The organism is Cellulomonas massiliensis JC225, from assembly GCF_000312005.1.
Taxonomy (GTDB): Bacteria; Actinomycetota; Actinomycetes; order Actinomycetales; family Cellulomonadaceae; genus Cellulomonas; species Cellulomonas massiliensis.
Genome location: NZ_HE978588.1, coordinates 2,645,300 through 2,656,406, shown reverse-complemented (window position 1 = coordinate 2,656,406; position 11,107 = coordinate 2,645,300). Strand labels below are relative to the sequence as shown.

13 protein-coding genes and 1 pseudogene are annotated in these 11,107 nt (G+C 75.6%); 8 read left to right on the top strand and 6 right to left on the bottom strand.

The window, feature by feature from the left end; genetic code table 11:
• Window positions 1–372, top strand: a pseudogene (locus HGCM_RS19990) (hypothetical protein); the annotation flags it as partial.
• A 6-nt stretch (window positions 373–378) separates the two neighbouring features.
• Here HGCM_RS19990 and HGCM_RS12590 read toward each other — a convergent pair.
• Window positions 379–1,338 carry a pirin family protein gene (locus tag HGCM_RS12590; RefSeq protein WP_019137192.1) on the bottom strand — a complete coding sequence of 320 codons (960 nt, stop codon included), beginning with the start codon at window positions 1,336–1,338 and terminating at the stop codon, window positions 379–381.
• A gap of 113 nt (window positions 1,339–1,451) precedes the next feature.
• Between HGCM_RS12590 and HGCM_RS12585 the strand changes: the two genes are divergently transcribed.
• The 3 genes from HGCM_RS12585 to HGCM_RS12575 are packed head-to-tail and all read left to right on the top strand — an operon-like array spanning window position 1,452 to window position 2,938.
• Entirely contained in the window at window positions 1,452–1,946 is a 495-nt protein-coding gene (locus HGCM_RS12585; protein WP_019137191.1) for an RNA polymerase sigma factor, read from the top strand.
• Entirely contained in the window at window positions 1,943–2,545 is a 603-nt protein-coding gene (locus HGCM_RS12580) for a methylated-DNA--[protein]-cysteine S-methyltransferase (RefSeq protein WP_019137190.1), read from the top strand. The genes HGCM_RS12585 and HGCM_RS12580 overlap by 4 nt, the downstream gene beginning before the upstream one ends.
• Before the next feature lie 33 nt (window positions 2,546–2,578).
• A complete protein-coding gene (locus tag HGCM_RS12575) occupies window positions 2,579–2,938 on the top strand; it encodes a DUF2277 domain-containing protein (protein WP_019137189.1) in 360 nt (119 codons plus the stop codon).
• A 3-nt stretch (window positions 2,939–2,941) separates the two neighbouring features.
• On the opposite strand, the gene mqo is transcribed toward HGCM_RS12575, so the two are convergent.
• A complete protein-coding gene (gene mqo, locus HGCM_RS12570) occupies window positions 2,942–4,471 on the bottom strand; it encodes a malate dehydrogenase (quinone) (protein WP_019137188.1) in 1,530 nt (509 codons plus the stop codon).
• A gap of 153 nt (window positions 4,472–4,624) precedes the next feature.
• Between mqo and HGCM_RS12565 the strand changes: the two genes are divergently transcribed.
• Window positions 4,625–4,831, top strand: coding sequence for a hypothetical protein (locus HGCM_RS12565; protein WP_019137187.1), 207 nt, complete (start codon window positions 4,625–4,627; stop codon window positions 4,829–4,831).
• 28 nt (window positions 4,832–4,859) lie between these two features.
• On the opposite strand, the gene HGCM_RS12560 is transcribed toward HGCM_RS12565, so the two are convergent.
• The 4 genes from HGCM_RS12560 to ligD (HGCM_RS12545) all read right to left on the bottom strand — a co-directional run bounded on the left by HGCM_RS12560 (window position 4,860) and on the right by ligD (HGCM_RS12545) (window position 8,501).
• Complete coding sequence (locus HGCM_RS12560; RefSeq protein ID WP_019137186.1) at window positions 4,860–5,975, bottom strand: App1 family protein phosphatidate phosphatase; 1,116 nt, start codon at window positions 5,973–5,975, stop codon at window positions 4,860–4,862.
• Between the two features lie 47 nt (window positions 5,976–6,022).
• Window positions 6,023–6,598 (bottom strand): Dps family protein, encoded by a 576-nt coding sequence (locus HGCM_RS12555; RefSeq protein WP_019137185.1) that lies wholly within the window; start codon window positions 6,596–6,598, stop codon window positions 6,023–6,025.
• A 95-nt stretch (window positions 6,599–6,693) separates the two neighbouring features.
• Window positions 6,694–7,575: a non-homologous end-joining DNA ligase gene (ligD, locus tag HGCM_RS12550; RefSeq protein WP_019137184.1), complete on the bottom strand. Its 882-nt coding sequence runs from the start codon at window positions 7,573–7,575 to the stop codon at window positions 6,694–6,696.
• Window positions 7,572–8,501 carry a non-homologous end-joining DNA ligase gene (gene ligD / locus HGCM_RS12545; protein ID WP_040399835.1) on the bottom strand — a complete coding sequence of 310 codons (930 nt, stop codon included), beginning with the start codon at window positions 8,499–8,501 and terminating at the stop codon, window positions 7,572–7,574. The genes ligD (HGCM_RS12550) and ligD (HGCM_RS12545) overlap by 4 nt, the downstream gene beginning before the upstream one ends.
• A 135-nt stretch (window positions 8,502–8,636) precedes the next feature.
• On the opposite strand from ligD (HGCM_RS12545), the gene ku reads away from it, so the two are divergent.
• From ku to HGCM_RS12530, 3 genes are all read left to right on the top strand, one after another.
• Window positions 8,637–9,626, top strand: a complete 990-nt coding sequence (ku, locus tag HGCM_RS12540) for a non-homologous end joining protein Ku (RefSeq protein WP_019137182.1) — start codon at window positions 8,637–8,639, stop codon at window positions 9,624–9,626.
• A gap of 22 nt (window positions 9,627–9,648) precedes the next feature.
• Window positions 9,649–10,701, top strand: a complete 1,053-nt coding sequence (locus tag HGCM_RS12535) for a PHP domain-containing protein (RefSeq protein WP_019137181.1) — start codon at window positions 9,649–9,651, stop codon at window positions 10,699–10,701.
• A gap of 115 nt (window positions 10,702–10,816) precedes the next feature.
• Window positions 10,817–11,098: an HU family DNA-binding protein gene (locus HGCM_RS12530; protein WP_019137180.1), complete on the top strand. Its 282-nt coding sequence runs from the start codon at window positions 10,817–10,819 to the stop codon at window positions 11,096–11,098.
• The last annotated feature ends 9 nt before the right edge of the window (window positions 11,099–11,107 follow it).

Genomic DNA, 11,107 nt, shown 5'->3' with positions numbered 1-11,107 from the left:
CGCACGGCGCCGCCGGCGCCGGCCGAGGTGGTCCACGTCCGGCTCGAGCCGGTGGGCGCGACGGACGTGCACGCGGACCTCACGATGCGGGCCCTGGCATGGGGCACCCGGCTGGACTGGTCGTGCGAGTACCCGGGCGGCGCGCCCGGCGGCGCGTACGTCCCGCCGGCGGACGGGGCCTCGGACGGGCCCGTGTACGAGCTGGTCGTCGTGGACGAGGACGGCGGCGCGAGCGTCGTCGCGACGTGGCGCGGCCACGATGGTCGTGCCCGCGGGCTGGGCGCGTCGTCCGCGCTGCCGGCCGGCGACATCGCGCGGGTCGAGATCCGGGTGGAGGGCGCGAGCGACGCGCTCGCCTCCGCCGACGTCTGAGCGGCGTCAGCCGCGGCGGCGCGGACGCAGCCGCACGTTCGGCAGCTCGGGCGCCGGGATGCGCGCCCCGTCGTGGCCGTCGACGACGCCGAACCGCTCGGCGCGGCGGACGGGGTCCTCCCAGTCGGCTCGCGCCCGGGCGACGCTCGCGTGGTCCGGGCCGACGAAGTTCCACCACATGACGACGTCCTGGTCCAGCGGCGTGCCCCCGATGAGCAGCAGGCGCGCGGGGGAGTCGGCGCGCAGCTCGACCTCCGTGCGCGAGTCGCCGAGGTCGAGGAGCGGCCCGGGGTCCAGCTCCGTGCCCGCGACGGTCGCCCGGCCGCGGAGGACGAGCACCGCGTGCTCGAACGCGGGGTCCAGCGGCAGCACGGCGGTGCCGGGCTCCAGCGCGACGTCCGCACCGACCAGGGGCGTGTGCACCACCGCGGGGGAGCGCGCCTCGCCGACGGCGCCGACGAAGACGGTGGCGCGCACGCCGGGCGCCGACCACACGGGCGGGTCGGTCACCTGCTCGAACGACGCCGGTCCCTCGTCCGCACCCGCGGGCAGGGCCACCCAGAGCTGGACCGCGTGCAGCGGCTCGCCCGTGCCGTCCAGGGAGAACTCCGAGTGCGCGACGCCGTGCCCGGCGGTCATGAGGTCGAGCTGGCCCGGCCGCACCACGACGTCGGACCCCACGCTGTCCCGGTGCCGGATCAGCCCCGACAGCGGCCAGGTGACGGTCTGCAGGCCGGTGTGCGGGTGGGGCAGGACCCGCATCTCGACGTCCTGCGGCCCGAACTCGTCCAGGAAGCACCACGCCCCGACCAGCGGGAGCGTGCGCTGCGGCAGCGTGCGCCGCACCTGCATCGCGCGCACGCCGCCGAGCGGCACCTCGCGCGCCTCGTGCAGCTCGGCGACGGGACCGCGCGCGGCGCGTGCGTCGCACACCTGCTCCTGCGGGCGGGCGTCGAGGTTCGTCATGGGCCCACTCTGCCCGACGCGGCAGCGGCGTAGCGCCGGTGGGACGCCGGTGGGACGCCGCGCCGGGACGGACCTCACATCCGTGCCGCCCCGCGCGTCGGCACACTGTGGGCGTGAGAGAGCCGTTCGAGCGGGCCGTGCAGGCGCACGGGCCGACCGTCCTGCGCGTGTGCCGGGCGGTCCTGGGCGCGGACGAGGCCGAGGACGCGTGGTCGGAGACCTTCCTCGCCGCGCTGCGCGCGTGGCCGGACCTGCCGGACCGCACCGACGTGCGGGCGTGGCTCGTCACGGTGGCGCACCGCAAGGCCGTCGACGTCGTGCGGCGCAACGCCCGCGCGACGCCGGTCGCCGAGCCGCCGGACCGGGCGGTGCACGACGAGCCGCGCGACCTGGACCTCTGGCAGGCGGTCGCCGCGCTGCCGCACAAGCAGCGCCACGCGGTCGCGCTGCACCACCTCGGCGGCCTGCCCTACGACGAGGTCGCCGCCCTGCTCGGCGGCTCGTCCGCGGCCGCCCGTCGCGCGGCGTCCGACGGCGTCGCCGCGCTGCGGGTCGCGCTCGGCGCCGACGCCCCGAGACCCACCGCCCCGACGGGAGGACGACCATGACGGACCAGGACCTGCTCGCGGGCGCGCGCGTGCCCGACGAGACGCTCGTGCGGCTGCGCGGACGGCTGGCGGACGCCGCCGCTGCCGAGGACCTGCTCGACGTCGCGTACCGGACGCTCGACAGCCCTGTCGGAACCCTGCTCGTCGCGGCCACCCCCGCGGGCGTCGTGCGCGTCGCGTTCGAGGTCCAGGGCCACGACGCCGCGCTGGAGGAGCTCGCGGCCGCCGTGAGCCCCCGGGTGCTCGAGGCGCCGCATCGGCTCGACGTCGTCGCCCGCGAGCTCGAGGAGTACTTCACCGGCCGCCGGCGCGCGTTCGACGTGGCGCTGGACCTGCGCCTCGCCCGGGGGTTCCGGCGCGAGGTCGTCGAGCACCTGAGCCTCGTCCCGTACGGCACCACGGCGACCTACGCCTGGGTGGCGTCGCTCGCCGGCCGGCCCGCCGCCGTGCGTGCGGTGGGCACCGCGTGCGCGCGCAACCCGCTGCCGCTCGTCCTGCCGTGCCACCGGGTGGTCCGGTCGGACGGGACCGCCGGCCGGTACGCCGGCGGCGACGCGGCCAAGCACCTGCTCCTGCGGCTGGAGCAGGAGCAGGCGTAGCCGCCGCGCCCGCCGGCCCGTAGCGTCGGCCGCATGTGCCGGAACATCACGACCCTGCGAGGGCTCGAGCCAGCCGCGACGTCCGAGGAGATCGAGGCCGCCGCACGCCAGTACGTCCGGAAGGTGACCGGCGTGCAGCAGCTCAGCGACCAGACGCGGGAGGCGTTCGAGCGCGCCGTGGCCGAGGTCGCCGCGATCACCGCGCGCGTCCTGGACGAGCTGCCCGAGCGCCGCACGCCGCCCGCGACCGTGCCGCCGCTGCGCCGCGCCGAGGTGCAGGAGCGCATCCGCGCCCGGATGGCGGCACGCGAGGAGCACGAGCGCCTGCACGAGCAGGGGATCGCGCACGCCCACGGCGACGACGGGCTCGCCGTGCCGCACGAGCACGCCTGAGGGTCAGCCCTCCTGGCGGACGCCGTCCCCGACCAGCTGGTCGAGCTCGAACGACTCGTCCCACGTCGCGCCGCCGAGGCTCGGCATCATCTCGCGCAGGTGCGGCTGCCAGCGCTCGGCCCGCTCCGGGAAGCAGCGCTCGAGCAGGTCGAGCATCGTGGCGACGGCCGTCGAGGCGCCCGGCGAGGCGCCGAGCAGCCCGGCGATCGTGCCGTCCGCCGACGTGACGAGCTCGGTGCCGAACTCCAGCACGCCGCCCTTCGCGCGGTCCTTCTTGATGACCTGCACGCGCTGGCCGGCGGTGATGAGCTCCCAGTCGCGGTCGCGCGCGGTCGGCATGAACGCCCGCAGCGTCCGCATCCGGGCGTCGCGGCCGGCGCTCACCTCGCTGACGAGGTACTTGACCAGGTCGAGGTTGCGCAGCCCCACCGCGAGCATCGGGACGAGGTTGCCCGGGCGCACGGAGCGCAGCAGGTCGGTCCACGAGCCCTGCTTGAGGAACTTCATCGACCAGCCGGCGTACGGGCCGAACAGGATGGCGTTGCCGCCGTCGACGGCGCGCGAGTCGAGGTGCGGCACCGACATCGGCGGCGCGCCGACGGCCGCCTTGCCGTACACCTTCGCGTGGTGGCGCGCGACCAGCTCGGGGTTCGTCGTCCGTAGGAACTGGCCGCTGATCGGGAAGCCGCCGTAGCCCTTGGCCTCCGGGATGCCGGAGCGCTGCAGCAGCGGCAGGGCACCGCCACCGGCGCCGATGAAGACGAAGCGGGCGCGGACGGTACGGGCCCGGCGGTGGCCGTTCCAGCGACGGTCGCGGACGGAGAGGCGCCAGCCCTCGCGGGTGCGGCGCAGGCGGGTGACCTCGCTCTGCAGGTGCAGACGGGCGCCGCGGGCGACCGCGTCGCCGATCATCGAGCGGGTGAGCGCGCCGAAGTCGACGTCGGTGCCCGCGGTGGAGCGCGTCGCCGCGACGGGCTCGGCCGGGTCGCGGCCCTCGACGAGCGTGGGCGCCCAGCCGGCGATGACCTCAGGGTCCGTCGTGAACTCGAGGTCGGAGAACAGGGGGTGCGCGCGCAGCGCCTCCCAGCGCCGGCGCAGGTAGTCGACGTCCGCTGCGCCGCGGACGAACGTCATGTGCGGCGTGGTCGTGAGGAACCGGGTGCCGCCCGGCAGCCGGTCGTGGGTCGCGAGGTGGTGCCACAGCTCGCGCGAGAGCTCGAACTGCTCGTTGATCCGCACGGCCTTCGTGATGTCGACCGTGCCGTCGGGGCGCTCCGGCGTGTAGTTGAGCTCGCACAGGGCCGCGTGGCCCGTGCCGGCGTTGTTCCAGGCGTCGGAGCTCTCGAGGGCGAGGCCGTCGCGCCGCTCGTGGATCTCGACGGTCCACGTCGGCTCCAGCGTCGTGATGAGCGCGGCGAGCGTCGCGCTCATGATCCCGCCGCCGACGAGGACGACGTCGACGACGTCCGTCCGCGGGGCGTCCTGGGCCGAAGGTCCCTTGCCGGTCGAGCCGGCGTTGCGCTCGTTCGCCACGCCTCGATCGTAAGTTGACATCGAGATACTCGATCACGAGGGACCTGTGATCTTCGTCTCGTCCGTGAACGCCGTGTCACAGGCGTGGGAACACCCGGGAACGGCGCCGCGTGGCCGGGTGCGCCGGAGCCCCGCGGCGGGTAGAACGAAGGCATGAGCCGCGACCGCAACCTCACGTCCGACCCCGCCGCCGAGCGCCTGGCCGACCGGGCACCGGTCGAGGCGGAGCTCGCCGCGGCCGACACCCGCTCGGGCGGCGACCCCTCCCGCGCGCCCCGCTCGCTCACCGCCGTCGAGCTCGTCCCGGACGACGAGGCGATCGCGAGCCTCGAGGACTGGGACGACCCCCAGCGCCTCTGACGCGCCGGCGGTCGCGCCGCCCGCGGGGTCAGCCCAGGCGGACCGCGCGCGCCCGCACGCCGCGCAGCAGGGCCCGCCCGTCGGGCCCCTGGATGACCGGGATGCCGTCGCGCACCGCGCCGCGCTCGGCGCGCACCTGCTGCGGCGTCGGGGCGGGCACCCCGTGGGCCAGCACGTGCTCGCCGAAGGTCAGCTGCCGCACCAGGATCGCCCGCACGTGGTCCGGGTGGTGCTGGGCGACCTCGGCGTAGATGTCGGGGTCGTGCTGGCCGTCGTCGCCGACGAGCACCCACTGCACGTGCGGCAGCTCCTGCACGAGCCGGCGCAGCTGCGCGATCTTGTGCTGGCGGCCGCTGCGGAACCAGCCCGTGTTCGTCGGGCCCCAGTCGGTGAGCAGCAGGGGGCCTGCGGGGTAGCCGTGCCGGTGCAGGAAGCGGCCGATCGCCGGGGCGGCGTTCCAGGCGCCCGTCGACAGGTAGACGACGGGCAGCCCGGGGTCGCCGCCGAGGAGCTCGTCGTACAGCTCGGCCATCCCGGGCACCGGCTCGCGCGCGTTCTCGTGCCGCACGAACACGTTCCAGGCGGCGATGAACAGGCGGGGCAGACGCGTGACCATGACGGTGTCGTCGATGTCGCTCACGAGGCCGTAGCGCGTGTCGGGGGAGACGACGTGCACGGGCGCGACCGCGGAGGCGCCCTCCTGCGCGGTGATCGTCACGTCGTGCCAGCCGGGCTCCAGGTCGCTGGGCAGCACGGTGTCGAGGTAGCCGCCCCGGTCCGTGACCACATGGTGCACCTGGTCGCCCACCCGGACCTCGAGCTCCGCGCCCGCGACCTGCGCGGTGGCGAAGCTGCGCCACCCCCGCACCGCGGGCGGCTCGCCGGTGCCCGCCTGCGCGCTGCCGCCCGCGCCGGGCAGGTCGCTGTCGCGCACCTGCGGCGCCGCCAGCAGCGTGCGGGCCAGCACGCGCACCCACCCGGCGCCGCCGTACCCCGCGTAGGGCTCGATGCGGACCGTCCAGCCGCGCGCGCGCAGCGTGACCGCCACCCGGCGGTCGAACGCGTCCTCGAGCCGGGCCGCCAGGTGCAGGCGGGGGTCGAGCGTCTGGGCGCGCACCTGCTCCGGCCGCCCGGCACGCAGCACGCCCGAGCGGTCGGTGGACGACCTCTCGGGCGTGCGTCGGGTGCGGATCAGGCCTCGGCCTTCGCCTCGTCCTCGGCCGATGCTGCCGCCTCCTTCTCGCTCGTCGCGTCCGCGGTGCTCAGCGCGCCGCCGGACGACTCCAGGTGGGCCCGCACGAACCAGTGGAAGAGCTCGAGCTCGTGCAGGTGGCCGACCAGCAGGTCGTTGGTCACCGTATCGAGTTCCTCGGTCTCCTCGGCGGCCTTGCGGTGCTCGGTGATGACGCCGACGTAGACCTGGTCGAGCGCGCCGAGGTGCTCGATGGTGCTGGCCCGGCCGATCGAGTAGTCGTCCCAGGTGCGGGCCGCGACGAGCGCGCCGGGCGTCCCGACGGGCGCGACGCCGAGCGTCGCGATGCGCTCCGCGATCGCGTCCACCATGAGGCGCACGGCGTCGACCTGCGGGTCGATCATCTCGTGGACCGCGATGAAGTGCGGACCCACGACGTTCCAGTGGATGTGCTTGAGCGTCAGCTGCAGGTCGTTCAGCGCCACGAGCCGCTGCTGCAGGATCGCCGCCACCTTGGCGCCGTCCTCCGGGGTGAGGGACGGGACGGTGTACTTCGGCAGGTCGCTGCGCGCCATGGGTGACTCCTCCGCGTGATGGGTCCGGTGCTCGTCCGGGTGGTTCCCGACGGCACCACGCTGCCGCACGGCGCACGGGCCCGCCATCGGAGCCGTCAGCCGTCCGCGAACGGGTCGCCGTCGGAGCGCAGCCGCTGGACCACCTCGTCGGCGGTCAGCTGGCGCAGGTCCGGCCCGATCTCGTCCCACCACCGCGGCGCCGCGACGTACGGCGCGTCCTTGCCGCGCAGCGAGTACGGCGTGATGGTCGTCTTCGAGGGGTGGTTCTGCGACCAGTCGATGAGCACCTTGCCCTCGCGCAGGTCCTTGCGCATGACCGCCACGACGAGCTCGGGGTGCGCCCGTGCCACCTCCGTCGCGAGCGTCTTCGCGTACTCGCGCACCTGCATCGCGCTGCGCCCGCCGGGCAGCGGGGCGTAGAGCTGCATGCCCTTGCTCCCCGAGGTGACCGGGACGGTCTCCAGGCCGTCGTCGCGCAGCCGGTCCGCGACCCAGTGCGCGACCCGCACGCACTCGGCCAGCCCGGCCGGCGCCCCCGGGTCGAGGTCCACGACGAGCCGGTCGGGCTCGCGCACGCCGCCGCGCGGACCGACCGTCCACTGCGGCGTGTGCAGCTCCAGGGCCCCCTGGTTGGCGGCCCAGACGAGCCCGGCCAGGTCGTCGATGAACGGCAGGTCGAGGATGGTGCCGTCGTCGTCGGACGCGGGCGCCGCGGGCACCTTCTGGTGGCGCAGCCAGGACGGGGCGCCCTTCGGCACGTTCTTCTCGAAGAACCGCTCGCCGCCGCCGCCGTCGGGCCAGCGGATCCGCGTGACCGGGCGCTCGTGCAGCTGGGCCAGGAGCGCGGGCGCGACCTCGACCAGGTACTGCATCACCTCGGCCTTGGTCGTCCCGGTGCCCGGGAACATGACCTTCTCCAGGTGCGAGACGCGCACCTGGCGCCCGCCGACGTCGACCATCTGCCGCTCGGGGCTCACGCCTGCTCCCAGGGGTCGGGGTCCGTGTCCGTGCGCACGCCCCGCACGACGGGCTGGCGCAGCCGGCCGTCCGGGGTGCGGGTGAGGTACAGCAGGTCGATGACGACCTGCGGCTCGCACCACAGGGTGCCGCGCGCGTCCTCGCGCGGCACGTCGGCGAACGGCGCGTCGGGGCGGCCGGCGGCCTCGAGCACCTGCCGCAGCTCCTGGGCGCGCTGGCCCGTGAGCCCGCTGCCGGCGCGGCCCAGGTACCGCAGCGTCCCGTCCCGGTCCGGGGCGCCGACGAGGATCGAGCCGAGGCGCCCGGAGCCCGTCGTCTCGGGCCGCCAGCCCCCGACCAGCGCCGCGCGCGTGCGCCGGTGCGGCGCCTTCACCCAGTCGCGCGAGCGCCGGCCCGGCTGGTACGTCGAGGAGCGGCGCTTCGCGACGACGCCCTCGAGGCCGTGCTGCCGGGTGACGGCCCACAGCTGCTCGCCGTCGTCGTAGACGGGGGAGAGCTGCACCTGCTCGGGCAGGCCGTGCGCGGCCAGCGCGTCGAGGATCGCCCGGCGCTCGTCGTACGGGCGGGCGGTGAGGTCCTCGCCGCCCCGGGCCAGCACGTCGAACACGAGGTAGGTCACGGGCTTGGCGGCGGCGAGCGCCCGCGCGCGCCGTGGGTCGCGCACGTGCATGCGGTCCGCCAGCGCCGAGAACGACGGCACGCCTCCCGCCATCGCGACGACCTCGCCGTCCAGCAGCAGGCCGGGCAGCCCCGCGAGCGACTCCAGCTCGGGGTAGGCGGGTGTCACGTCGGCGCCCCGGCGGCTGAGCAGCCGGACCCCGTCGCGGGTGTCCGCGAGCGCCCGCACGCCGTCCCACTTCACCTCGAACGCCCAGGCAGGGCCGCCGGGCAGGGTGCCCGGAGGGTCGGCTGGGGTGGCGAGCATGGGCTCCACGGGTCCATCCTGCCCGCAGGGCCTGGTGCCGCCCGTCGAGGCCGCCGCGTGGTGCGGCGCCGCACGGGTCAGGCGTCGCGCCGTAGCGGGCCGCCCCGGGCCCGCGCGACGGGGACGGAAGGCGAGATGCGAGCGATCTGGAAGGGCGCCGTGGCGTTCGGGCTGGTGAACGTGCCGGTCCGGCTGTACTCGGCCACGGGCGAGCACGAGGTCACGCTGCACCAGGTGCACCGCGAGGACGGCGGGCGGATCCGCTACCGCAAGGTGTGCAGCGTGGACGGCGAGCCGGTCGAGATGGCGGACATCGCCAAGGGGTACGAGACCGACGACGGCGAGCTCGTCGTGCTGACGGACGAGGACCTGCGCAACCTGCCGCTGTCGACCGAGCGCGAGATCGAGGTGCTCGAGTTCGTCCCGGCCGAGCAGGTCGACCCGATCCTGCTCGGGCGGACGTACTACCTGGAGCCGGACAAGACCGCCGCCAAGCCGTACGCGCTCCTGCGCGGCGCTCTGGAGGAGTCCGACCGGATGGCGGTCGTCAAGGTCGCGCTGCGCCAGCGGGAGAGCATGGCCGTGCTGCGCGTGCGGGACCGCGTGATCTGCATGCAGACGCTGCTGTGGCCGGACGAGATCCGGGCGGCCGACTTCCCGGTGCTCGACGAGGACGTCACGGTGCGGCCGGCCGAGCAGAAGATGGCGTCCTCGCTCGTGGAGTCCCTGGCGGCCGACTTCGACCCGTCGCAGTACGAGGACCGGTACGCCGCGGCCCTCGAGCAGCTGATCGAGGACAAGATCTCGACCGGACGCACCCAGCCGGTGCCCTCGGCGGAGGGCGAGGCGGAGGAGGGTGCGGGCGACGTCGTCGACCTGCTGGCGGCCCTGCAGCGCAGCGTCGAGAAGGCGCGCGGCCGTTCCGGGGGCTCGTCCGGCGACGCTCCGCCGGACGGGGCGGAGGAGGCGGGCTCCGGCGGCGGCGGGACCTCGAAGACGAAGTCCGCCAAGAAGGCCAAGGGGGAGAAGGCGCCGAAGAAGGCGTCCTCGCGCTCGGGCGCCGCCGAGAAGGCCGACGCCGGCGACGAGGCACCGGCCCGCAAGACTCGCCGCAAGGCGTCGTGACCGCGGGAGCCCCGGCCCGGCGGTGGTGGACGTGAGCGACGTCGCCGGCGCCGTGGCCGTGCTGCGCCGGATCGCGTTCCTCCTCGAGCGGACGCAGGCGAGCCCGTACCGCAGCGAGGCGTTCCGCGGGGCGGCCGGGACGGTCGAGCGCACGCCCGCCGACCGGGTGCGCGCGCTCGCGAAGGCGGGCGCCCTCACCGATCTGCCGGCCGTGGGCGCGCGCACGGCGGAGGTCGTGGACCGGGTGCTGCGCGGCGCGGACGTGCCGTACCTCGAGGAGCTCGAGGCGGCGTACCGCGACGCCACCGCGTCGCCGGGCGACCCGGCGGCGGCGGCCCTGCGCGAGGCGCTGCGGGGGGACCTGCACGCGCACACCGAGGCGAGCGACGGCGCCACGTCGATCCAGGAGATGGTCCTCGCGGCCTTCGAGGTGGGGCACGAGTACCTGGCGATCACGGACCACTCGCCCCGCCTCACCGTCGCGAACGGGCTGTCGGCGCCGCGCCTGCGCGCGCAGGTCGAGCAGATCGCGACGCTCAACGCCGCGATCGAGCCGTTCACCGTCCTGACCGGCATCGAGTGCGACGTGCTCGACGACGGGGCGCTCGACCAGGACCCGGAGCTGCTGGACCGGCTCGACGTCGTCGTCGCCTCGGTGCACTCGAAGCTGCGCATGCCGCGCGCCGAGATGACCCGGCGGATGGTCGCCGCGGTGAGCAACCCGCTCACGGACGTGCTCGGTCACTGCACGGGCCGGCGCCTCACCGGCCGCCAGCGTCCTCCGAGCGAGTTCGACCCGCACGCCGTGTTCGAGGCGTGCGCCGAGCACGGGGTCGCGGTGGAGATCAACTGCCGCCCCGACCGCCTGGACCCTCCGGACGAGCTGCTCGCGATCGCCGTCGAGGCGGGCTGCGTGTTCACCATCGACACGGACGCCCACGCGCCCGGCCAGCTCGACTGGCAGGCGGTCGGGTGCGCGAAGGCGGCGGCGCACGGGATCCCGGCCGACCGGGTCGTCACGACCTACCCCGTGGAGCGGCTGCGCGAGTGGACACGCGGCGCACGAGGCGCGTGATGTCGGGCATTCGCGCTGATCGGGGTTAGGGTCGTCGCTGCCCGTGGCACGGCTCGCCGCACGGGCGCCGCCCCCTCCGGGGCACCTGTCCCCATCGACAAGGAGCACACGTAACGTGAGCGTCAACCGCAACGATGTCGTCCAGGCCGTCGCCGCGAAGACCGGTCTGTCCCAGGCCGACGCCGACAAGGCGATCAAGGCGTTCCAGGACGTCGTCGTGGAGAACCTGACCGCGGGTGAGACCGTGGCTCTCTCCGGCTTCCTGAGCGTCGGCCGCGCCGAGCGCGCCGCCCGCACGGGCATCAACCCGCAGACCGGCGAGAAGCTCGAGATCCCCGCCGGCTTCCGCGTCAAGGTCACGCCGGGCAGCGCCCTCAAGCGCGCCGCGCAGGGCTGAACCACCCCG

Bases quoted from the DNA above. Each gene is read 5' to 3' on its own strand.
- HGCM_RS12565 (WP_019137187.1), top strand. From the start codon at position 4,625: ATGAGCCGCGACCGCAACCTCACGTCCGACCCCGCCGCCGAGCGCCTG.
- ligD (WP_040399835.1), bottom strand. From the start codon at position 8,501: ATGCTCGCCACCCCAGCCGACCCTCCGGGCACCCTGCCCGGCGGCCCT.
- HGCM_RS12590 (WP_019137192.1), bottom strand. From the start codon at position 1,338: ATGACGAACCTCGACGCCCGCCCGCAGGAGCAGGTGTGCGACGCACGC.
- ku (WP_019137182.1), top strand. From the start codon at position 8,637: ATGCGAGCGATCTGGAAGGGCGCCGTGGCGTTCGGGCTGGTGAACGTG.
- HGCM_RS12580 (WP_019137190.1), top strand. From the start codon at position 1,943: ATGACGGACCAGGACCTGCTCGCGGGCGCGCGCGTGCCCGACGAGACG.
- HGCM_RS12575 (WP_019137189.1), top strand. From the start codon at position 2,579: ATGTGCCGGAACATCACGACCCTGCGAGGGCTCGAGCCAGCCGCGACG.
- HGCM_RS12555 (WP_019137185.1), bottom strand. From the start codon at position 6,598: ATGGCGCGCAGCGACCTGCCGAAGTACACCGTCCCGTCCCTCACCCCG.